Source organism: Brevibacillus thermoruber 423 (assembly GCF_000454065.1).
Lineage (GTDB): Bacteria > Bacillota > Bacilli > Brevibacillales > Brevibacillaceae > Brevibacillus > Brevibacillus thermoruber.
In genome coordinates, this window is record NZ_KE695653.1 from 302,352 (window position 1) to 325,540 (window position 23,189).

Consider the following 23,189-nt stretch of genomic DNA (forward strand, 5'->3'; position numbering starts at 1 on the left):
GGAAAAAATGACAGGGGGCCTCCCCCCTGCCTGTTTATCTGCCCATCGTCTGCAGCACTTTCATCGAACCGTAGAGCGACGTGATCCGCTCAAACTCGTCGGCGTCGTAGAAGCGGCAGGTGCCGTTGGTAAACTCCTTGGCCACCTCCACCGCGAACTTCACGGCCAGGGCGATGTCCGTCTCGTGGCTGGCCCCGGTACCGCAGCCGGGCACGGCCGACTGGGCGGTGATGGCCAGGCCGACCACCGGCGCGTCCGTCGCCACGCACGGCTGCAGGATGCTGTTGATGTGGTACAAGCCGTTTCCGTACGGCGTAATATCCTGTGTGGTGATCGGGAAGGTGACGGGGAGCTGTCCCGTGGTCATTTCCATGATCCGCAGCAGGTCATCGCTGACGCGCAGGATGTATCCCTCCTTGACCGTCGGGGAAATGGCGATGCCCTTGTGATTGATGACGCGATTCCCCTTGGTCGTGTCGATCGACAGGACCGCTTCCATCTCGGGAACGATCTCATGCCGGTTCATCGTCAGAATGTCGACCGGAGAGTCCATGAAGTCGACCGGTTCATGCGGCCGCGTGGGGGCGTTCGGGCAGATGTGCGTGGTCACGATGACGTCGCCGTTCAGCACATCCCCCTGCTGCTGCATGTCGGCCAGCTTGAGCGCGCTCGCCACGGCAGCCACGGCTCCGTCGGCATCCGATACCAGGCCGATCCGGCTTGGACGGGCGCCGATGCCGCCGAGGCGGCCGACGATCCCCAACGTGGGTGCCGTGCCTCCCCTGGACTTGCCGTTCCTGCCCGGAATGACGATTTTCACGAAATCGGTGCTGCCTTTTTCGCCCGATACGGTCTGCACGCTGACCTGAATCTCCGGATAGGCGGCAAACAGTTTGTTGATGGCTTCTCCGCTGACATACGCGCTGTCCATGGTTTCAAATACGGTGATCGTCTGCTTCAACGACATGAGTATCCCCTCCACACAATGTTGTCACGATTCGAGATAGGGCAGGATCGGCTTGCCGATGACGTCTTCAATCGGCTTCAGCAAGCTCCGGTTGCGCATGGTGGCGCTCAGGATCAGATTCCGGGCCGGCACGTGGATGACCGTGACCGCCTGTCCTTTTTCAATGGCTGCCGAGACAATCGGGCGTGCTGTCCGGGCGTCCAGCGTCATGATCAGGTCGGGGAATGTGGCCAGGCGTTCGCCGTCGTGTTCCAGCGTCATGTACTCATTCCAGAACGTCAGCTCGCTATCGCCGATCACCACCCGGCCGACGTCAAACCCGCCGGTCGTTTCCAGCGTGTATTCACAGACGTCCCCTTCCACGACCACCCGGCCGCCAAGTGCGGCACAGACGGCTTCGATCGCCGCTTCTCCCTTGTGGTCAAGCAGGGCCTCGCCCACTTTGATGGCCTGCCGAATCCCACCCGGCGCGCCGTTTTCCCTGGCGTATGCCACGGTCACCGGGTTGCGGGCCACGGCCACCAGTCCGCCCGCCTGAACCGAGACGCTGCGGATCAGCGAAGCGGCCTGTTCAATCGTGGACGAGACGCTCATCTCCACGTATCGGCTGCCGCGGCCGCCCACCGCCGCCTGATGCGAGACGTAGCCGGCCTGTTCGTGCAGATTCAACGAGCCCATCGTTCCCGTCGGGTGAGCCCGCCCGTTGCACGGCAGATCCACCACGGGAAGTCCGGTGACGGCTGCCTGAAACCAGCCGTTTACAGTGGTGCCCGCGCCGTTCTCGTTGGTATGGATGCCTTTCAACGGCTGCTTGACCGCTGCGGAGAGCAGCTCCAGCGCCCGCACGTAGTGAATCGGCTTGACGAATTTCTCTTTGGCGGCGGGAGCCCCGACCAGCGAGACCGTCACCAGCAGGTCGTCGTCCGCCAGTTCGTCCGGCGTGACGAGCCGCGGCTGCCCCACTTCCAGGGCGAGCCGGCCGATCTGCAGCCCGTCCTCAATCCACCCGCCACCGCCGCCGCCGAGAACGGCCCCGCCGTACACGGCGGCCTCCATCATCCGTCCGTCCAACAGGATTGTCGCCATATTCGCATCCCCTTACTTTTTGCTGAATTTGAATACGGAGGTAAAGAAGCTGTACAGCGCATCCCCGGCGATAAAACCTGCCGCGAGAATGCTCATCGGCGTCTCCGCTTCCCTGCCTTTTACCTTCAGCACGATGGTGCGGATCAGAATCCCGGCAATGACCGCCCAGCCGGCCCCCGGGTTGAGAATCAGCAGGCCCGTCGCAAACAGGACGCCCAACTGGCGGGTGGGTCCGCCCAGGAACTGCAGGATGGCGCCGGGAATCGCCCAGAGGAAGAGCTGCTTCGCCACTTCCGGCGACGTCCCCGCTTCGATCGTCTTGACGTACACGGTGTCGACCGGCGGAACCAACCCTGCGGCAAAGTACCCTTTGTAGGTGAACAGGACTGCGACCAGCGCCACGCCAAAGGCGATCATGCCGGTGATGTACTGCTGCTTGCGGCCGTGCAGCTCGAACTCCCTGTCTTTGCCGCCGCCGCGCAGGATGTGGCCAGTTTTCAGGTCGTAGCCCATATCGGCAAAGGCGGGGCCGGTCGCTGCGCTGAATCCGACCAGGAGGCCCAGCGCCACCGGCGGGAAGCCGATCAGCATCCCGATTATCAAGGTAATCAGGGCCACGGCAAAGGCCGGGAACCAGCCCGAGTGCATCGCCGCGATCCCGACGATCAGCTCGTGAACGTAGGCGGCAAAGGCGGCAAACAGCAGAAAGGCGACAAACATGCCGGCCGACATCTCGGTCATCAATCCGCCCAGCACGGCAAGAACCAGGGCGACGGCCAGGTAGGCGGCAAAGCCCAATCCCAGCGTCCGCGTCGTTTCCCGGTCGCTGCGGGTGTAGGTCTCCTCCTCCGTGGTGGCCGTTCCGGACGAAGCCGGAGCCTCCTGTTTCTTGCGCTTCATGATGATCATCGTGACCTGGACGAGGGCGACCAGACCGGCGCCGATCATGAAGCCGTGCGGGATGAACATCTTGTTGACGTCAATACCGAACAGCGGCACCGAATACTGCCGCAGCAGAAGGCCGATGCCGAACATCGTCAGGGCCCAGATGTTTCCGATAAAGGCCACGCCAAAAGCGGACATCGAGACGCCCAGATAGGAACCGAGCAGACCGCCGGCGGCCCCCACTCCGAGCAGGGCTGCCCGCTTGCCCCCTCTGTCCCCGGCGATGATCGATTCGGCCGTAGCCACGCCGGGCGGCCATGTGCCCGAGGCGGGGAAAATCCGGGAGTCAAACAGTTTGTAGAGCAGTGCGGTGTCCACAAACATCGCCAGCGCCGCCCCGATCAGCATCGGCATGATCAGGTCCGTCTCTCCCATCACAAACGGAATGCCGATCGGGATCAGCAGGCTGTTGGCCGCCCCGAACGTCGCCGACGAGATGGAAGTCTGCACCAGATTTTGGCGGTGAATCGATTTGTACTTGGCAAACATCCTGATGGGAATGCGGGCGATCAGCATCGCCACCAGCGCGCCGATAATCGCCGTGTTGGGGGTAATCCCCAGCGTGGTTACGAGCTGCATGCCGATGACGGCGCCGATCACGGCGGTGGCGATGTTCAAGAACAAGGCAAACGGTTCAAAAATGGACGGATGTTTCTCCTTGTCCGTCTTGTGTTGCTGCATGATGAATACAACCCCCTTCTCCTGACTTACTGAATGCGCTGCAGCAGCGTCTGTATCTCCTGCTGCGCCTCTTTCAATGCGCGCAGCGCCGCCGGCACCGCGTCCGCCGGCATCCGGTAATCCGGTCCGGCAATCGTCAGCGAGGCGACGACCCGCTTGTCGTAAGCAAACAGCGGCACGGCGATGCCAAACACATTTTCCGTATACTCGCCCACGGAATACGCCCATCCCTCCGACCTGATGCGCGCCAGATCGCGCAGCAGCTCGTCCTTGTCGAGGATCGTCCTGTCCGTTTTCGGTTTCAGCCCTTTGGCTATGATCGCTTCCTGCACATGGGGCGGCAGGTAGGCCATGATCACCTTGTTGGAGGCGCCGGCGTACAGCAGGGTCCGGCTTCCCACCGACATGGCGTATTTGACCCGCTGTGTGCTCTCCGCCATCTCCAGGCAGATCCCCTCCATCCCGTCGAGCCAGGTCAGGATGACGGATTCTCCCGTTGTTTCGGCCAGCCGTTTCATGACCGGATAGATGATTTGCGTAATGCTCAGATGGTCCCGCAAAATGGCCCCGTACTCCAAAAACGTAATCCCCAGTTCGTACTTTTTCGTTTGTTCGTCCTGCCGCAGAAACCCGTGCCGCTCAAACGTCGCCAGCATCCGGTAGACGACAGGGTGGCTGATGTTCATCTCCCGGGCCAGCTCCCTGACGCCCCACTGCGGCCGCTCCCGCGTGAAATACCTGAGCAGGTGCAAAGCGTTGTCCAGCGTTTTCAGCACATTTCATCCGCCCTTTGTTTCGCATATCGAACCGGTGTTTCGTTTTACAGACGCAGCATGCGTACGGGGAAGCCTAGCGGTCAAGGGTAATCGCTGTGGATTCATCCGCTGGAAAGCCCTTCCCTCCCTTGGTTGGCAATCGATTTTTTATTATTTTGTTAATTGCCACTATAACAAAAACGGGTCATCTCCCCCTATGGGAAGCGACCCAAAAGTAAGCGCTTATTTTTTGGCGGCGTCACAAATCGTTCGGCCGCTCAAGCGCGAGCGGCCATCTTCCACGCCCTCATCGCCAGGTCCAGCCGCAAACGGGTTTCCGCATCGTTCAAGTCCACCCCGAGAATGTCCCGGATCCGCTCCAACCGGTACAGGACCGAATTGCGATGGATGTACAGCTCTTCACCTACCCGCTTGGTCTGACCGCCTGTCCGCAAAAACGATTCCAGCGTGGGCAGCAATTCCGTGCCGTACTCCCGGTCGTACGCCGCGAGCGGTTCGATCAGCGTCTGCGTCAGTACGGCCAGGGACGGATGTCCGGCTGCGTCCTGCAGCAGGTCTTCCACCAGCACGTCGTGAAAGTGGACAATCCGCTCCCTGGGCCGCACAAGGCTGCCGATCCGAAGCGCTTTTTGGGCCTCGCGGTAGCTCTCGGTGATCTCCTCCAGGCGCTCGCGAACGCCTCCCACGCCACACACCAACCGCTTGCGATCGGCCGACCGTTTTCCCGATTGGGTCAGTGCCCGCAGATAGTCAACCGCTTCCTCGCGCTGCCGGGCCACATCCCGGTGCGCCGTGGTGCAGAGCACGGCAATCTCGCCGCCGACCAGCACGCCCCTGCGCGTCGTTTTTTCGCCGGCCTGGATGTCCTTCAGCAGGTCGTGCAGCAGGTCGTCCATCGTTTCCCCCTGCCGCTCTTCCTCCCGGCACGGCCGGATCACCATCACGTACTGACGGGCACCGTGCGGAATCCCCAACTGCTTGGCCCGGTAGCGGAGCAGTTCCTCCTCGCCGGACGTGCCGGACAGCAGGTCAACGAGAAACGACTCCTGTTCCCGCTCCCGCTGCAATTGCAGCGACTGGCGAATGGTGAATTCGATCGCCAGGATCGTGACAGCCTGTTCCAGACACATGTGCGCAAACCGGTCCTGCTCCTCCAGCCTGCGGCTGATCGCCAGATAGCCGAGCACCCGGCTGCCCACCTGCACGCTGCGCTTCTCCGCGATTTCCCGCTCCGAAAAGCGTGACGTGCTGCTCTCCACGTTTCCCTCCTGATCGAGCACGGCCGCTTCGCAGTGCAGAAGCTGCCCGATCAAGACAACCAGTTCCGTCGTCCGCCGGTTCAGCACCAGGTTGGTGAACTGCTGGTTGACCTCCTGCACTTCCCGCAGCACGGCCGCCTGCCGGTTGACCAACACCTCCATCACGGAGTGGGTCAGATCGATGGATGGAATCTCCGCCGGAATATCGATCAGCGGAATGCGGTACGCGTCGCTTTTGCGGAGCGCTTCCGCCGGGACATCCTGCAAAAAGCGTTTGGTCTTGATCGCAACAGCCGCCCCACCCACCCGATGCATCTCGTCCAGCAGGCGGCACAGCAGGAACGGCTCATGGCGGACCGAATACCCGGTAGTCACGATCAGTTCGTTGGGACGCAGCCACCCGGTCAAATCGGGAATCTCCATCGCATCCACGTAGTAGATTTCGTTTGTCAGCCCGCCGCTCCCGGCCAGCACCTTGGCTTGCCGGAAGACGGGCAGCTGCAGCAGCTGTTCGACCGTAAAAGGAGAGGTCGCCATCCGTTCACCTCATCTCTCCGTTTTATCCCGATGCTATCATGATTCCCGTTTTTGTTCCCATGAAAAATTGCGAAAAAGAGCCGGTACGTTTCCCCCGCCATTCTTTTACCGCCTCCCCGCCTGCGGCCGGCCCGCCAACAAAAAAACACCCTGTCCTCACTGGACAGAGTGTTCGTTGCGCCGCAACCGGCAGGGTGTCGTCACGCTTCCTGCTCCTTCAGCGCCTTCTCCAAAGCGGCGATGGCTTCCGCTTCGTCGGCACCGTCGGCAATCAGCGTAATTTCCTCGCCTTTGGCGACCGCCATGGACATAATGCCCATGATGCTTTTTCCGTTGGCTGTTTTTTCGTTTTTGACAATCTTGATCTCACTGGCGAAAGACGACGCCAGGCGCACAAAATTGGCTGCCGGTCTGGCATGCAGACCGTGCGGCAGCTCGACGACCACTTTCTTTTCGATCATGGGGGTACACCTTCCTTACATGCCGTTTCCTGCAAAGGTTTTTCGAACAAACGCTTCCACTTCTTGCGACGTGCTCATCGACAAGATGGTGTCCGTGTAACCGGCCGCCGTCTCCTTGGACAAGCGGCTGATCTGATAGCGGGCGGGCAGGATGCTGCCGGCGCTCATGCTGAACTCGTCCAGTCCCATTCCCAGCAGAATCGGGATGGCCACCGGATCTCCGGCCATTTCTCCGCACATGCCGACCCACTTGCCTTCCGCATGAGCCGCCTGGATGACGCGGTGAATCAGGCGCAGAACAGCGGGATGATAGGGCTGGTACAGGTACGAGACCCGCTCGTTCATCCGGTCGGCCGCCATCGTGTACTGAATCAGATCGTTGGTGCCGATGCTGAAGAAGTCCACTTCCTTGGCAAATTGATCAGCGATCAGTGCTGCCGCCGGGATCTCAATCATGATACCCACTTCCAGCCGATCCGATACGGCGATGCCCTTGTCCAGCAGGGCTTGTTTCTCCTCTGCCAGCACCGCTTTGGCCTGACGAAACTCTTCCAGGGTGGCAATCATCGGGAACATGATTTTCAGGTTGCCATAAGCGCTCGCCCGCAGCAGGGCGCGAAGCTGCGTCCGAAACAGGTCCTGCTGCTCCAGGCAGAGGCGAATGGCGCGGAATCCCAGGAACGGGTTCATCTCCTGCGGCAGGTTCATGTACGCCAAGTGCTTGTCCCCGCCGATGTCAAGCGTGCGGATGACGACGGGCTTTTCGCCCATTTGCTCCAGCACCTGCTTGTAGGCCTGGAACTGCTCGTCCTCCGACGGAAAATCATCCCGCCCCATGTAGAGGAATTCCGTGCGGAACAGCCCGACGCCTTCCGCTCCGTTCTCCAGAGCGCCGGCCAGATCCTGCACACTGCCGATGTTGGCGGCCAGCTCGACGTGAACGCCGTCCTGGCTTGTGGTAGCGGTATGGACCAGTTTGGCCAGCTCGCTCTTTTGTCTCTCGTACTCGGCCTGTTTCTTCCGGTAGGCCTCGATCTCTTCCGGAGTGGGGTCGATGATGACGAGACCTTCATGCCCGTCCAGAATGATCGTCACCCCGGCCGCTGCCTCCCGGGTCACGTCCGTCGTCCCCACCACCGCGGGGATTTCCAGGGAGCGGGCCATGATTGCGGAGTGGGAGGTACGGCCCCCGATGTCCGTGACAAAGCCTTTGACATAGCGGCGATCCAGTTGGGCGGTATCCGACGGCGTCAGGTCCTCCGCCACGAGAATCACCTCTTCGGCCAGATCGCTCGGCGCCGCAAACTCCACGCCCAGCAGATGGCAGAGCACCCGCTTGGTCACGTCGCGAATATCCGCCGCCCGCTCTTTCATGTACTCGTTGTCCATCTGCTCAAACAGCTCGATGAAGGTCTGCGCCGTCTCGTGCAGCGCACTTTCCGCGTTTACCTTTTCCGCGGCGATTTTTCCCTTCACCGTCTCCACCAGTTCAGGATCTTCCAGGACCAGGAGATGGGCTTGAAAAATTGCCGCCTTGTCCGGCCCCATTTCCCTTTCTGCGCGCTCGCTGATCTCCCGCAGATCTGCCTTCGCCTGTTCCAGGGCATCCGTCAAACGCTTGATTTCGCTCGACGGGTCCTCGACCGAGACCGTTTCGATCTGCAAGTGGGGATTGGCGAGCAAAAACGCCTTGCCAATCGCCACCCCGGACGATGCGGCAACGCCAACGATTGTTTTGGACACATGCCCTCCTCCTCTCTTAGTTTGTCTTTCTTCTGGCCTGCAACTCCCGGGCGTGGTTCATCACGATGGAAAAGAGGGCGTGATTCACGCGAATGCCGGTGTACGTCTTGAGAACGTGTTCCAGTCCGAACCGCTGGATATCTTCCGTCAGTTGGACCGCCTCGGGGTCCTCCCGGAAATCAAACAGCAGGGCGGCTGCGATCCCCAGCCCCAGATGCTCCGGCACGATTCCGTGATCGAAGCACTGCATCGCCGGACCAACCAGCCGGTCTTGCGGGGCCAGTTTGCGAATGGGCGAACGTCCCACGCGCGTCACCTGGTCGGTGATGTACGGGTTGGCGAATCGGCCAAGAATCTTTTCCACGTACTCCTCATGCTGCCCCTTGTCAAAGCCGTGCTTGGCGACCAGGAGCGCTCCCGTCTCCTGCAGGGCCTGCCGGGTCGCGCGGAGAATCTCGTCGTCCCGAATCGCTTCGTCAATGGCGGCATACCCCATCTGATAGCCCAGATAGGCGATCATCGCATGCCCCGTATTTACAGTATACAACTTCCGCTCGATATAGGGCGTCAAGTCATTTACATAAGTGACACCTTCGATTTGCGGGATGTCCCCGATGATATGCGATTGATCGACGGCCCATTCGAAAAACGGCTCTACCGTTACCAGCAGCTTGTCCTCGTGTTTTTGCAGGGGCACGATGCGGTCGACGGCCGCGTTGGGGAAGCCGACCAGCTTCTCCGCCTTTGCCCGGACCGCTTCATCGAGCTGCGCGAACACGTGGGTTTTCAACTGCGCACTGCCGCCGATCATGTTTTCGCAGGCGATGACGTTCAGCGGCCGATCGGTGTGTGTGATCCGCCGAGTGATGCCTGCCGCGATGGCGGAAGCGATATGGGGCAGCACATTGGGCCCCACGGCCGTGGTGACCAGATCGGCATCCGCGATCGCCTCGGCGACAGCCTCCGTATCCTGGCCGTGGATGGCCCGGACACCTTCCACGACGGAAACCGGCGTTCCTTCCATCGCCAGTTGAACCGAGTACGCTTTCCGGCTGTTGATCTCATCGACGAGCTCCTGATTGACATCGATGAAGCAGACCTCGTACCCAGCCTGGTGAAGCAGTTGACCGATAAAGCCTCTTCCGATGTTCCCCGCTCCAAAATGAACAGCCAGCATGATTACATCCCCTCTTCAAACAGTGCGATGATCTCTTCCGCCGTCTTCGCTTGAACAACGCGGTTGACATTTGCCTCGTCGGAGCAGATCACAGCGATATTGGACAGAAGCTCCAGGTGTTCGTCACCGACAGCGGCGATCCCGATCAGCAGGTACGCCGTGTTTCCTTCCCCAAAATCGACGCCGTCCGGAATCTGCACCACGGAGATGCCGGTCGAGCGAATGGCCTCTTTGGATTCGTTGGTGCCGTGCGGGATGGCTACGCCGCTTCCGATATAGGTGGTCACGATCTCTTCCCGCTCCAGCATTTTGTCCACATAGTCCGCCGTGACGTGGCCCGCCTTCACCAGCAGCTCGCCGGCCAGGCGGATGGCTTCCGTCTTGTCGGCCACTTTTGCATTCAGCATGATTTTTTCTGCGGATAATACTTTGGTTGCCATACTCATTGTTGCGCTCTCTCCATTCCCGTTTTTTTTCGACAAAACTGATAGAGTCTCTCTGCCAGGCAGTCGGCGATCCGCTGCCGGTCGCCCGCTTCCAGTGCGGCGATCATCTCTTCCTCGATCAAGAGGGAGCTGATCTCGCTCAGCACTTCCAATCCTTCTTTGGGCACATCCCTTGGCCCCAGGAGCAGGAGCAGGTTTTTGATCGGCATCTCCCGTTCGTCCATCGACCTCAGCCGGATCGGCTGGCGCAGCACATGCACCGTAAACGACGGCCGGACTACCTGTTCGTGTTTGCCGTGAAACAGCGCCAGCGTCGTGCCCGGAATGCCCAAGCCGCCCAGTCTCTCCCGTTGCAGGAGCTGCCGGACGACCGGTTCGGCTTCCCGAATGGCGCCAAGTTGGACCAAATCGCCGCAAATCCGGTCCAGAATCTCCCGGATGTCCCCGCTGTGATTCTCCAGCCGCCGCACCTGAAACCCGTCCAAGAGTTCGACCGCATATCCCGCATACCGGTGCATCGCTTTCAACCGCTGCTCCGGCCCTTCCCCGCCCGCACGAACGGCCTCTGTGGCACGGGATGCACGCGACCGACTCAGGTTGTGAAGATGGTAGGCGATCTTCTGGATGTCCTCTTTTGGCAGCAGGGGGCTGACCACAACGTACTCGCTCGGGTCCATCGGCAAGGGGATGGTGGAAATGATGACATCGTATTCGCTTTTGGGGATTCGCCCCACCTCGAACAACGACAGGTTCTGCAGGCTGACGATCTCCGGAATCTCCTTTTTGATCCGGGTCGCCAGAATCTTGGAAGACCCGATCCCGCTGGAGCAGACAACCAGCGCCCGATAACGCTGATGCGCCTGTGACGTCCGTTCCACGGCCGCGCCAATGTGCATCACCAGATAGCCGATCTCTTCGTCCGGCACATGCAGCTCGGGAAACACCTCCGAGACCGCTTCCCGGACGACGCGGAACAATTCCGGGTAATTGTCCCGGATCTGCTCCAGAATCGGATTGCGGATTTCCATCTGGCGCTTGAGCCGGTACAGGGCCGGCTCCATGTGCGTCAGCAGTCCGTGAAACAGGGACGAATCGTACCGCAGGGGAATCTGCAGCCGATCTTCGCAGAGCCGGATAAACCGCTGCGTCTTGGCCATCAGCTCCACATTTCCCGGCCAGTAGAGGTCCTCATGGGCGCTTCGCAGCTTGGCCCCCCGCAGGTGCATGGTGATATACCCGATCTCCGCGGCGGGAATCTCCATCTGGAAAATGTGCGTCAGCCGCTCCATGATCCTCTCCGCCGCCTGATACTCCGGCGTGCCCTGCAGCTCGCTCAGGGTATGTTCGTCAAAGTGGATGCTCTCTCCCTTTTCGATCCGCTCGACGGCGAGCGCGAGGTGAATCACCAGACCGATGTAGGCGCTGTCCGCCAGCGGGTAAGGCAGGTCGTCCTCCACGTGCTTCAGGGCGTTTTCCACCTTGATCAGCTTTTCCTTGTCGACCAGCCCCAACAGGCGCTCCGAGATGGAGTCGATGTCGCGCAGCGATTTGTTCTGGATGTTTTCCTTGATCAGCCCGATCAGTTCGTGTTCGTTCAAATGTTCCGCGATCAGCCGGCTGATCGCCTGCCGCTTGGCCGACTCGGAGCCCTGGATTTCCACGCCGTAGCCCCGCTTGCGCACCAGCGACAGACCGTATTTGTCCAGCACGTCCTCCAGATCGTCCAGGTCATGGCTGATCGTGGCCGTCGTCACTTTCAGGTCGAGCGCCAGCGAGATCAGCTTGACCGGCTCGGTCGCCTCCAGCAGCGTGCACAAAATGATCACTTTCCGCTCTTCCGCGGTGTACTCGGTCGTCGTCAGGTCAAACAGCGCCAGGCGCAGCGCTTCCTTTTGCTCCGGCGGACCATGCAGCTCCACGCCCAATCCCGACTTCCTCACCAGCTCCAGGCCGTGCTCGCGAACCGTGTCTTCCAAGGCGTCCAGTTCCCGGTGGATCGTCCGGGCGCTGACTCCGATCCGCTCGGCGATCGCGCCCACGGTAAGCCCCGGTCCGTCCTGCAGCAGCATGTCGAGGATCGTCCGTTGTCTCGAGGATACACTCATCGTTCCATCCCCTTTTGTACAAAGCCGGAAAACGCTAGTTTGCACTAGCGTTTATTCCTCTTAGCCTAAACGTTTGACTAATTTGTCATACTCCGGGCTGTTCAGGAAGTTGTCGATGGAAATGTGTTCCGCCTGCGGCGCCTTCAACTTGGCCCGTTCCGTCAGCGACTTGTGCGTGATGACAATGTCCGCGTCGTCCGGGATGTCGTTGATCGCCGTATTGATGACGGTGATGTCGATTCCTGCATCTTTGAACTTCTTGCGCAGGGACGCTGCTCCCATCGCGCTGGAACCCATGCCGGCGTCGCAGGAGAAGACGACTTTCTTGACTTCTTTTTTCTCCGCCACCGCCGTGTCGGCTTGAGCTTCCTCCTGCTTTTTGCCTTTGAGCTGCTGCATTTTTTCCGTCGCTTTTTCCAGCTCGTCCGCATCCTCAGCTTGCCCGCCCAGTTTCAGCAGGAATGCCGCGATGAAGAAGGAGACGGCGGCTGCCGCGACGACACCGGTCAGGACCGGGAGCAGCCCACCCTTGGGTGCCATGGCGCTCAGCGCGAATACGCTTCCCGGCGATGGCGGCGCCACCAGGCCGGCGTTTAACAGTGTAAAGGTAAAGACACCGGTCATCCCGCCGCCGATGACGGCCAGAATCAGGCGCGGATTCATCAGGATGTACGGGAAGTAGATCTCGTGAATGCCGCCCAGGAAGTGGATGATCGCCGCACCCGGCGCCGATTGTTTCGCCGTGCCTCTGCCCACCAGCCAGTAGGCCAGCAGGATGCCAAGCCCCGGACCCGGGTTGGTCTCCAGCAGGAAGAAGATCGACTTTCCGGTCTTCGCCGCCTGATCCAGTCCGATCGGACTCAGAATGCCGTGGTTGATCGCGTTGTTCAGGAACAGAACCTTGGCCGGTTCGATCAGGATGCTGGCCAAGGGCAGCAGTCCGGCATCCACAATCGTTTGTACGCCGGAAGCCAGCGCTTTGCTCAAGCCGGCCACGACCGGCCCGATCGCGTTGAACGCCAGCAGCGTCAACAGCCCCCCGACAATGCCGGCGGAGAAGTTGTTGACCAGCATCTCAAAGCCGGAGCGCACTTTCCCTTCGATCAACTGGTCCACCTTTTTCATGACCCAGCCGCCAAGCGGCCCCATGATCATGGCACCCAGAAACATCGGGATGTCGGCCCCCACGACGACACCCATGGTGGCCACCGCACCAACGACTCCGCCGCGCACGTCGTGGATCATCTTGCCGCCCGTATAACCGATCAACAGCGGCAGCAGATAGGTAATCATCGGGCCAACCAGTTTGGCCATATGTTCATTGGGCAGCCAGCCCGTCGGAATAAACAGCGCCGTAATCAAGCCCCAGGCGATAAACGCGCCAATGTTGGGCATGACCATGCCGCTTAAAAAACGCCCAAACTTTTGCACAGAGACGCGCAGTCCGCTCTCCATCTTGTTGCATCCCCCTTCTTTTTTCTCTATATTGTTGACAAAATTTAATTGTACGACTCCTATTACAAATATAAAGCGTTTACATTTCTGTCTCAACAAAATGTAAGTGGGGATTTGTCCATTGGGTTGTTGACAAAAGTTAATAAAGCCAATTGGTATTTTTTGCAGGAAAGCGGGTGCGGCTGCTTGTGACGGAGGTTCGCGATATTTCCTAGTGTGTCAGACGTCTGTTGGAGTATGTGCACTCTCACACCGCGACATTCATCGTCCGACTGACTCTCTACTGTTATTTTCTCTTTCATGCGCCGCCCACATTCGGCAGGAGCGTATTTTACACTGGGGTTTTAGGGGAGAGATTCATTCTTTAAGAAACGGCCCATAATTTGGAGGAAAACCGAAACAACAACGACACGTAACCGTCTATGTAAATAGGAAATATTACCATTTAAGTAAAACGAAGGAAAACAGTAACAATGAGACACAAACGAACCGCATTGTGGCTTGCCATTCAGGAGCAATTTTCAAAGATTTCTCCGGAGCGGCTATCAAGGAGGTAGTAAAGCCGTCCTTTTAAGAAAAAAAGTGACGAGTTCACGTGCCAACCACAAAAAACGCCCAATCGGTGTACCGGGCGCAGGTTAGATCATGCTTATAATCAAGACGATCTGTCCTCTCCATACAACAGGTGAAGGCTCCCCATTGCCTTACCGCAGCACGTAGGTGGCAAGCACGCGCTGCAGTTCGTAAATGTCCAGGCTTCTGTTGAACTGCTTGATGATCGGCGTCTCACTCCCCGATATCCAGAGCTTCAACTCCGCGTCCAGATCGAAATGGCCCGCCGTCTCAATGCTGAAATGATGAATGCTTCTGTAGGGAATGGAATGGTACTCCACCTTTTTTCCGGTCACTCCCTGCCGGTCGACCAGGATCAAGCGTTTGTCCGTGAAAAGGAACATGTCCCGAATCAGTTTATACGCCTTTTCAATGCGCTCGTGGTCCGCCAGGATGTTGGCAAACTCCTTTTGCACCTCCGCGATGCTGACCTCTGACGCGTTTCCCATCAGACCGTCAAAAATGCTCATCATCCCGCCCCCTCGTTTTACTCTTTTCGCTTGCACATGCCTATATTATCATTCATCACTCCAAAATCAACCGGCCAAACACCGTTCGGAAAGGAACCAGGAGGAAAACATGAACCCAGCCGCGATCCTGACAGCTGGGTGTATTGATTATGAACTAAAACGGCCGCTCATCCCGTCTCTTTCCAACCGTCGGCCGTCCTTTCCCAGGGCCGGCCTCGCTTGCCGCTCCGATACCCTCTTGCTCTGCCGCTGTCGGTACCCTTTTTTCGCAACCCTCAGCGGCTTCTCGTCAGTCAGGCGGACCGGTGTGGTGTCCGGTTCCTTGGTCAGCATCTTGAGGGCGGCGGAAACCAATGTCACGGAATCCACCTCGTTGAGTAACTGCTCGGCCATCGCTTTGTAGAGGTTCAAATTGCCTTCTCCCGTCGCTTCCAACAGTTTCTCCACGGCCAACCGCTTCTGGCCCTCGAACGCCTCGGCCATGCTCGGGACCGGACGCCGTTCCATTTTGCGGATAGTGGTCTTCTCGATGTACCGCAGATGATCCGCTTCACGCGGCGTGACAAAGGTAATCGCCAAGCCCGTCTTGCCCGCCCGGCCCGTCCTGCCGATCCGGTGGACGTAGCTTTCCGCGCCCTGCGGAATATCAAAGTTATACACGTGGGTAACCCCGCTGATATCCAGACCTCTGGCGGCCACATCGGTGGCGACCAACACTTCGATCGTCCCTTCCTTAAACCGACGCAGCACGCTGTCCCGCTTGGCCTGGTTCAAGTCGCCGTGGATCCCCTCCGCGCCGTATCCCCGTTTGGTCAGCGCTTCCGACAGTTCGTCCACCCGCCGTTTGGTCCGTCCGAAGACGATGGCCAACTCCGGCATGTGAATATCGAGCAAACGGCACAGCACGTCGAATTTTTGCTTCTCCGTCACTTCCATGTACTGCTGCCGGATGTTGGAGACCGTCACTTCCTTGGGTTGGATGGAAATGGTCACGGGGTCATGCATGAATCGGCGGGCAATCTCCTGGATGGCCTTGGGCATGGTGGCGGAAAACAGCAGGGTTTGCCGTTGTGTCGGCATTTCCTTCAGGATCACCTTGATGTCGTCGATGAATCCCATGTTCAGCATCTCATCCGCTTCGTCCAGCACAACCATTTTCACGGACTGAAGCCGGATCGTTTTCCGGTTCATGTGATCCATGAAACGGCCCGGTGTCGCGACGATGATCTGTGGCCGTTTTTTCAGCGCCGCAATCTGCCGTTGAATATCCTGCCCTCCGTAGATAGGCAGGGCCACCACCCCTTTGTACCGAGCGATCTTGTTCAGCTCTTCCGCTACCTGAACCGCCAATTCGCGCGTCGGCGTCAACACGACCGCCTGGATTTGTTCCTGGTCTACGTTCGCCTTCTCCACCAGGGGAATGCCAAAGGCGGCGGTTTTTCCCGTCCCGGTCTGCGCCTGACCGATCAGGTCCTTGCCCGTCAAGGCGATGGGAATGGTTTGGTCCTGAATCGGGGTCGCTTCTGCGTACCCCACTTCTTTTAGGGCCCGTGTCACCAGGTGGTGCAGCCCAAACTCATAAAACGTTGTCAATGATCGTCAATCTCCTTTTTCTTCATTTCGCTTTCCCGTTTCACGAAAAAGAGGGCATGATTCCTCACGCCGGAACATGCCCTCATTTTTCGTGTCATTTCAATGAAACCACTTACAAGCGGATGACGTTTGCCGCCTGCGGTCCGCGGTTGCCCTGCACAACGTCAAATTCCACCTTTTGCCCTTCTTCCAGGCTCTTGAATCCGGTTCCCGTAATCGCGGAGAAATGGACAAACACATCGTCCCCGTCTTCGCGTTCAATGAAACCAAATCCTTTTTCCGCATTAAACCATTTGACTTTTCCGATCACGATTGTGGCCTCCCACATGAGAATTTTGATAAAAAGCAAGAAAACCGCAAAACCGTTTCCGCCCCACATCTCAGCACGAGGCAGCAAAATCGTTCTCGGGTATTCATGTCTTTTTAACGTGGTCTCATCATACCATTTTTTTGCCGAAGAAGCAATCATCGCCGCTTCCGGAAGAAAGCAGCGATGAACCGGGTGCTACTCGACCCACTTTTTGTACAGCTCGTCAAATTTGCCCTGCAGCTTCATTTCGTCGAGCCATACGTCCAGGTAGCTGGCGAAGATGAAGTCGCCGCGCTGGATCATGTAGGCTTTTTCGCTTTTGGTGAACGGATCGTCCACGCGGGCGGCGTACAGACGCGGATCGTTTTTCGCGTACACAATCGCTTCAAAGGTGTCGGTGATCATGACGTCGTAGGTGCCGTTGGCCACCAGACCCGGGATGTCCAGGTTGTTTTGCACCACGGTCACGTTTGCGTTCGGCAGGTATTCACGCACGAACTTTTCGTTGGTTCCGCCCGGGTTGACGCCGATGCGGACGCTCGGTTTGTTGATGTCCTCGATCGTTTTGTACTTGTCCTTGTCTTCCGCGCGGATGAGCGGCACTTTGCCGAACTGCACGTACCCCTCGCTCAAGTGGGCTGTTTTCTGTCTGTCGGTGTTGCGGGTCACGCCGCCCACGGCAATGTCAAACTTGTCGGCGAGCAGATCGTTCATCAGTGTCGGCCAGGAGGTTTGCACAAAGCGGGCTTCCACGCCCAGGCTTTTGGCGAACTCTTTCATCGCGTCGATGTCGTACCCTTCGTATTGGCCTGTTTTCGGGTTGAGATATGTAAACGGCTTGTAATCTCCGGTGGTTCCGATGCGGATGTACCCCCTCGCGATGATTTCATCCAGCCGGGATTCGTATTTTTTCTTGGCTTCCTGCTTTGCGGTGCTGTCCGCGACGGTCGCCGCCGGTTGGGCCTGTTGGGCACCTGCGGCGGACACATGAGCGGCCAAGCCCGTTCCCAGCAGCGAAACCGCCACTGTTCCTGCAATCAGCATGCTTTTCCATTTTTTCATTGTCGTTCTCCTCCCATGGTAGCCGTTTTGTCGGTTTCTCTTGTCGATCTTGCTTGCGGGGCGTCACTGCCCAAGCAGGGGCTCTCTCCTCCCTACATAGGCATCCCCCCTTTTGTCCATCCTGTGTGCGGCTTGAGCCGGCCGGCTGGCCCCGACCTGTGAGGCTTGTGCTGACAGGGGGGCCGCTTCCGTTCCCGCCTCCCGTTACAGCTTGAACTTCCCGAGTCCTTGCTGCAGCTCGCCCACGACCTCTTTCAACTGCTGTACCGACTCGGCGATCTCCTGAATGGCCCGAAGCTGGTCATCCGCCGCATCGGCCACGTTCTTCGCGTCTTCGGAAGCGTGTTTGGCGATGGTGTGCATCTCTTCCACGGAGGCGCTGACCTCCTCGGACCCGGCCGACATCTGTTCCGACGCCGCCGACACTTCGAGGATGTGGTCGGCCACATTGCGGGAAGCCTCCAGGATATGGACGAATTTTTCGCGCACTTCCTCGATCAGTTTCACCCCGTCCTGCACATCCTGCTGCCCCGCGTTTATCGTGTCGACCGCGTTCGCCGTATCCTGCTGGATTTCGGCGATCAATTGAGCGATCTTGGCGGCCGACTCTTCCGACTGGTTGGCCAGCTTCTTCACTTCGCCGGCCACGACGGCAAAGCCCCGGCCGTGCTCCCCTGCCCGCGCCGCTTCGATGGAGGCGTTCAAGGCGAGCAGATTGATCTGCGACGTGAGCCCGGTAATCGTGTCCAAAATGCTCTCGATCTCCTGGGAGCGGCCGTTCAGCCGCTCAATGGCCGACGACACTTTCAAGGTGCCTTCCCCGATGCTGTTCATCTGCCGCACGGCCTGCTCGACGACCGCCGTGCCTTCTTCCGCCTGCTGGGCCGCCTCCCGTGCCGCTTCGGACACCCGCGAGGACGTCTCGGCAATCTTGACGATCCCGCTGGCCATGTCGTTCATGGAGATGGACACTTCCTGGGAACTGCCCGCCTGCGCTTTGGCCCCGTCGGCGATTTGGCGAATGGACGTCCCGATCCGGTGAATCGTATTGGTCGCGTTCTCGATGCCGGCGGACACCTCGCTGGTGACCCGAAGCACCTGATCGGAGGACAGCGTGACGCCGCGAATCAGGTCCTTCAGATGAGACACCGTCTGGTTGAAATCGCGGGACAAAACGGCGATTTCATCCTTACCCTGGACGGTGACGGATTCCGTCAGATCGCCGCCGGCCACCACTTTGACCGCTTGATTCAGCCGCTGAATCGGGCGGACCAGGCGAACCGCCAGCAGATAGACCAGAGCGACGCCGACGACCAACGTCACGACGGAGATGGCCAGCAGGTTGACCGAGAGCTTGTCCACCGGCGCGTGCAGCTCACCGGCGGGAGCGGTGATGAACACGCCCCAGTTCAACATCGTCGAAGCATAGGACGCAAACTGGTCGACGTTGTCCCTTTTATACTGAAGAATGCCGTGCCCTCCTTCCTGAATGGCCTGGAAAGCGGATTGGTACTCCGGAATGTTGGAGTTGAGAATGGATTCCTTCAGCACGAGGTCTTCCTGCGGATGCCAGATGTACGTTCCCTTCTTGCTCACCAAAAAGGCGTAGCCGCTCTGGCCGAACGTCTCGGCGGACACCGTCTTTTGGATCTCGTTGATCGGGATGGTCGAGCCCATGTACCCGTACTGGACGTTGTTTTTCATCAGCGGAACGATGATGGTTACGATGTTGTTGCCCGTCCGCTTGGAGACGACCGGTTCGGAGACGACGATTTTTCCTTCCCCTTTGCCCGCTTCCTGGAAATGGGCCCGGTCAGACACGTCTGTCACGTCCCCTTGGAAGTTGATGACCTTTTTCCCGCTCAAGTCATAGGAAAAGAAGAACGTCTCAAATTCCGGATAGTTCTTCTGGGCCTGCTGGATCAGCTTCAAGTCATGCTCCTTGTTGTTGTCTTCGGACATCAGCTTGCCGATCGTTTCAATCACGGCAATTTTCTGCTGGAAAAACTGGTCGATCTTCATCGACAGATTGGATGCGGTCAGTTCGGCCTCTTTATCCAGACTGGACTCCAGCAGACGCGAGGAGCTCCAGTAGCTTGCCGCACAAACCGAAACAAGGCTGGCGATGAGCAGCAGGCACATCACATACAACAGTTTTTGCTTCAGACTGGTTCCCATGGTGATCCCTCCTAGTGGCGGAAAGTGCGTGAACGGCTTGCCAAAAAAAGCAGACTGCCATCCGACAGCCTGCGATGCCTGCGGTTTGGCAACCCGGCTGTCATAGCTGCATGACTGCAACCTTAGACCCGTGGCTTTGCGTCCCCGCCTTTCAACGGGTTTGCCTTTTGTCACTTTTTTCCGTGTTAAAATATGCTAAAAGAACTATAGCACAAATTGAAAAATGAGGGCCAGAAAATCTAAAAGATTTCATAAATTTTTAAAATCTGCGCGCTGATGGAACGAAACGCGACCTTCGCACTGTCCTCTTTTCTCCCCTGTCGACCTGCCTCCCAACGAATGAGGAATGATGGAACGATTTTCTTAAGAATTTTGTAAGGATTTTTACAGCCGATTTGTAAAATATTCTCGGTAAGATAGAGCTGGCTCCGCTACACGACGAAATTGGCGAGGGAAGACGGGTGATGATCATGGCAAAATACCATGTCCTGGTCGTGGACGACGAAGCGGAAATCCGGGACGCGATCGAGATCTATCTGAAAAGCGAAGACATCCACGTGCTGAAAGCAGGTAACGGGCAGGAGGCCCTGGCGGTTTTGGAGCAGGAAGAGGTTCATCTGATCATCCTGGACATCATGATGCCGCAGATGGACGGATTGAAAGCGACGTTTGCCATTCGGGAAAGCAAAAACATCCCGATCATCATGCTGTCGGCCAAATCGGAAGATACCGACAAGATTCTGGGGCTGACCATCGGTGCCGACGATTACGTGACCAAACCGTTCAATCCGCTGGAGCTTGTTGCCCGGGTGAAATCGCAGTTGAGGCGATACACCCACCTGGGCAACTATACCGCCCGCGAAGACGAAATCCGGGTGCGGGGACTCGTCTTGAACAAGCGGGAAAAAACCGTGTACGTGGACGGCGAGGAAGCAAGGCTCACCCCTACGGAATACAAGATTTTGGAGCTTTTGATGGAGAACAGGGGCAGGGTCTTTTCGATCGAAGAGATTTACGAAAAGGTGTGGAAGGAGCCCTGCCTGAACGCGGATAACACGGTGGCCGTGCACGTGAGAAGAATTCGCGAAAAAATCGAGATCAACCCGAAAGAACCTCAATATCCCAAGGTGGTGTGGGGCATTGGCTACAAGATTGAAAAATAAATACGGGCCCGTCATCGCGCTGGTCCTGCTTTTCCACCTGTCCGCTCTCGCCTTGCTTGCGGCGGCCGATGTGATCCGGCACCGAGAATACCTGGACAAGGATTATTACTTTCGCAGCCCTTCCTTTCACCAACAGTTGACGGAAGTCGTTAACCTGGCCATAACGGTTCATTTCAAGGAGAAGAATGATCCCAAACTGACCGTGACTGAAAAGGTTGGCGCCGATACGCTGGAGCAAATCCGAGAGACGTTTGCGGCCGATCTCCGGGAGAAAGAAGAGGAGATTAAGGGACGCTATGAGGCCAACATCATGGAGGCGGAGCGCAGCGGCAATCACGCCGAGGCCAGCAGACTCGCGCAGGCGCGCGATCAGGAACTGGCCCGAGTGAAGCAGGAAAATCAAAAGCAGATGGATGAGCGAATCATGACATTGGCAGCCGCCCGGGATCAGGAGTATGAACAGGCGAAAAAAGCGTTGGCCGTCAGAGGCGACACCATCAAATACTACATCAAGGATCGGAATACGGGCGAGGTATACACCAACCATTCCTACGACCTCAACATCATCAGGAACCTGCAGAAAAAGGCGGCCTATTCGATCCATTTCCCACTGGCTTCGCCGAGCGATTACCAGATACAGCAGGCCAATGAATTCTTTCTCGCCAACAATCTCGAGGGGTATTTGATTATCCCCCAAGCGGCCGCGGGTTACTCCCGGTTTCAAGACGATTACGCCTATGCGCTCGGCATACGGGAGCGACTGCTGAACGAATGTATCCTGTTGGCCGTAAGTGTTATCGCGGCAGTTGGACTCTTCGTTTATCTGCGGAAGCGCAGTCCGTTGGATTTTCCGCTTGCCGACAGATGCGCCTCCTTGTTGCGGCGGGTTCCCCTCGATGTAAGAGGCGCGACAGTTCTCGCGGTCGGGCTGGTCACACTGAGCTGGGTCAGGGACGAATCGTTCTTCTATTTTCCCATCGGCCTGGAACATGTGACGACGCTTTCCTTTACGGCGGCATGCATCGCCTATCTGGGGCTAAACGCAAAAGAGGCATGGCGTTTGATCAACGACCACACCCTCTTCCGGCAGCAGTGGGAGTCCAGCTTGTATCGCAAATTCCGCACGCTTCTGGCAGAGAGCTTCGCCAATCGATCCGTATTTTTCAAGGCCAGCCTCGTCTTTGTGCTGACGATCGGCCTGGGAACGGGTATGGGTTTTGTTCTGATAGGCCTTCATTATGGATCGGAGCGGCTGTTTTTGGTGGGGGCATGCTATTCGCTGCTGTACCTTGCAGCCGTGCTGCCGTACATCCTCCGCCGGGTCGCCCTGCTGAACAACATTCTCCGGGGGGCGGACGAAATGGCGGCCGGCAATCTGGATTCTCTCATCCAGGAACGCGGCAAAGGAAATCTCGCCCATCTGGCCCGCTGCCTGAACAATATCAAGCTGGGACTGGGCCACGCCCTGGAAAGCCAGATGAAGAGCGAGCGCCTCAAAACGGAGCTGATCAGCAACGTTTCGCACGATTTGAAAACGCCGCTCACCTCCATCGTCAACTACGTGAATCTGCTGAAACGCCCCGATCTGTCGCCGGAAGAGGTCAGCAGCTACGTCAATGTGCTGGAACGCAAAACCCACAGGCTGAAGGTGCTGATCGACGACCTCTTTGAAGCGTCCAAAATGGCGAGCGGGTCCGTCGAGCTGCATATGGAGCGCGTCAATGTGGCCGCCCTGCTCAATCAGGCCCTGGCGGAGTTCAACGATGCCATCGCCGAATCCTCGTTGACGTTCCGGGTCCAGACGGAGAAGCCGCACATCCACGCGCTGGCCGACGGAAAAAAAACCTGGCGGGTCTTTGAAAATCTCATCGGCAACGTCCTAAAGTACGCGCTGCCCCACACCAGGGTCTACATCTCGCTGACCGAACAGGCGAACAGCGTCGTGCTGACGATGAAAAACGTCTCCGCCTACGAGATTGAGTTTGACCCGGACGAACTGTTTGAACGCTTCAAACGAGGCGACCAATCGCGCCACACGGAAGGCTCCGGTCTGGGACTGGCCATCGCCAAAAGCATCATGGAACTGCAGGGAGGGCGGCTGGCCATCGAGCTGGACGGCGATCTGTTCAAAGTGATCGTCGAGTTTCAAAAGGCGTGACGAAG

Annotated in this window: 18 protein-coding genes and 1 riboswitch; of the genes, 2 read left to right on the forward strand and 16 right to left on the reverse strand. The window is 58.2% G+C overall.

The window, feature by feature from the left end; translation table 11 throughout:
* Positions 1 to 34: 34 nt before the first annotated feature.
* The 16 genes from M516_RS0118785 to M516_RS0118860 all read right to left on the reverse strand — a co-directional run bounded on the left by M516_RS0118785 (position 35) and on the right by M516_RS0118860 (position 19,863).
* Positions 35 to 967 (reverse strand): DUF1177 domain-containing protein, encoded by a 933-nt coding sequence (locus tag M516_RS0118785; RefSeq protein WP_029100485.1) that lies wholly within the window; start codon positions 965 to 967, stop codon positions 35 to 37.
* A 24-nt stretch (positions 968 to 991) separates the two neighbouring features.
* Entirely contained in the window at positions 992 to 2,053 is a 1,062-nt protein-coding gene (locus tag M516_RS0118790) for a DUF917 domain-containing protein (protein WP_029100486.1), read from the reverse strand.
* Between the two features lie 12 nt (positions 2,054 to 2,065).
* A complete protein-coding gene (locus M516_RS0118795; protein WP_029100487.1) occupies positions 2,066 to 3,679 on the reverse strand; it encodes an OPT/YSL family transporter in 1,614 nt (537 codons plus the stop codon).
* Between the two features lie 26 nt (positions 3,680 to 3,705).
* A complete protein-coding gene (locus M516_RS0118800; protein WP_029100488.1) occupies positions 3,706 to 4,455 on the reverse strand; it encodes an IclR family transcriptional regulator in 750 nt (249 codons plus the stop codon).
* 257 nt (positions 4,456 to 4,712) lie between these two features.
* Positions 4,713 to 6,251 (reverse strand): PucR family transcriptional regulator, encoded by a 1,539-nt coding sequence (locus M516_RS0118805; RefSeq protein WP_029100489.1) that lies wholly within the window; start codon positions 6,249 to 6,251, stop codon positions 4,713 to 4,715.
* A 200-nt stretch (positions 6,252 to 6,451) separates the two neighbouring features.
* Complete coding sequence (locus M516_RS0118810; protein WP_029100490.1) at positions 6,452 to 6,712, reverse strand: HPr family phosphocarrier protein; 261 nt, start codon at positions 6,710 to 6,712, stop codon at positions 6,452 to 6,454.
* 15 nt (positions 6,713 to 6,727) lie between these two features.
* Positions 6,728 to 8,455, reverse strand: a complete 1,728-nt coding sequence (ptsP, locus tag M516_RS0118815) for a phosphoenolpyruvate--protein phosphotransferase (protein WP_029100491.1) — start codon at positions 8,453 to 8,455, stop codon at positions 6,728 to 6,730.
* A gap of 16 nt (positions 8,456 to 8,471) precedes the next feature.
* Positions 8,472 to 9,632, reverse strand: a complete 1,161-nt coding sequence (locus M516_RS0118820; protein WP_029100492.1) for a mannitol-1-phosphate 5-dehydrogenase — start codon at positions 9,630 to 9,632, stop codon at positions 8,472 to 8,474.
* Positions 9,633 to 9,634: 2 nt separating this feature from the next.
* The gene (locus M516_RS0118825; protein WP_029100493.1) at positions 9,635 to 10,072 is read right to left on the reverse strand and encodes a PTS mannitol transporter subunit IIA; all 438 of its coding nucleotides are present in this window, start codon (positions 10,070 to 10,072) and stop codon (positions 9,635 to 9,637) included.
* A 2-nt stretch (positions 10,073 to 10,074) separates the two neighbouring features.
* Positions 10,075 to 12,183: a BglG family transcription antiterminator gene (locus tag M516_RS0118830; protein ID WP_029100494.1), complete on the reverse strand. Its 2,109-nt coding sequence runs from the start codon at positions 12,181 to 12,183 to the stop codon at positions 10,075 to 10,077.
* Between the two features lie 60 nt (positions 12,184 to 12,243).
* Entirely contained in the window at positions 12,244 to 13,638 is a 1,395-nt protein-coding gene (locus M516_RS0118835; RefSeq protein ID WP_029100495.1) for a PTS mannitol transporter subunit IIBC, read from the reverse strand.
* A gap of 704 nt (positions 13,639 to 14,342) precedes the next feature.
* Entirely contained in the window at positions 14,343 to 14,720 is a 378-nt protein-coding gene (locus tag M516_RS0118840; RefSeq protein WP_029100496.1) for a PH domain-containing protein, read from the reverse strand.
* A gap of 147 nt (positions 14,721 to 14,867) precedes the next feature.
* A complete protein-coding gene (cshA, locus tag M516_RS23920) occupies positions 14,868 to 16,313 on the reverse strand; it encodes a degradosome RNA helicase CshA (RefSeq protein ID WP_081656602.1) in 1,446 nt (481 codons plus the stop codon).
* A gap of 112 nt (positions 16,314 to 16,425) precedes the next feature.
* Positions 16,426 to 16,641: a cold shock domain-containing protein gene (locus tag M516_RS0118850; protein WP_197058204.1), complete on the reverse strand. Its 216-nt coding sequence runs from the start codon at positions 16,639 to 16,641 to the stop codon at positions 16,426 to 16,428.
* A gap of 177 nt (positions 16,642 to 16,818) precedes the next feature.
* A complete protein-coding gene (locus M516_RS0118855; RefSeq protein WP_029100498.1) occupies positions 16,819 to 17,685 on the reverse strand; it encodes a transporter substrate-binding domain-containing protein in 867 nt (288 codons plus the stop codon).
* A 204-nt stretch (positions 17,686 to 17,889) separates the two neighbouring features.
* Entirely contained in the window at positions 17,890 to 19,863 is a 1,974-nt protein-coding gene (locus M516_RS0118860; protein WP_029100499.1) for a methyl-accepting chemotaxis protein, read from the reverse strand.
* Positions 19,864 to 19,947: 84 nt separating this feature from the next.
* Positions 19,948 to 20,038, reverse strand: a riboswitch (cyclic di-GMP riboswitch).
* A 295-nt stretch (positions 20,039 to 20,333) separates the two neighbouring features.
* Between M516_RS0118860 and M516_RS0118865 the strand changes: the two genes are divergently transcribed.
* Both M516_RS0118865 and M516_RS0118870 read left to right on the forward strand, forming a co-directional pair.
* Positions 20,334 to 21,026 carry a response regulator transcription factor gene (locus M516_RS0118865; RefSeq protein ID WP_029100500.1) on the forward strand — a complete coding sequence of 231 codons (693 nt, stop codon included), beginning with the start codon at positions 20,334 to 20,336 and terminating at the stop codon, positions 21,024 to 21,026.
* Positions 21,004 to 23,184 (forward strand): sensor histidine kinase, encoded by a 2,181-nt coding sequence (locus tag M516_RS0118870; RefSeq protein WP_029100501.1) that lies wholly within the window; start codon positions 21,004 to 21,006, stop codon positions 23,182 to 23,184. The genes M516_RS0118865 and M516_RS0118870 overlap by 23 nt, the downstream gene beginning before the upstream one ends.
* Positions 23,185 to 23,189 lie beyond the last annotated feature (5 nt).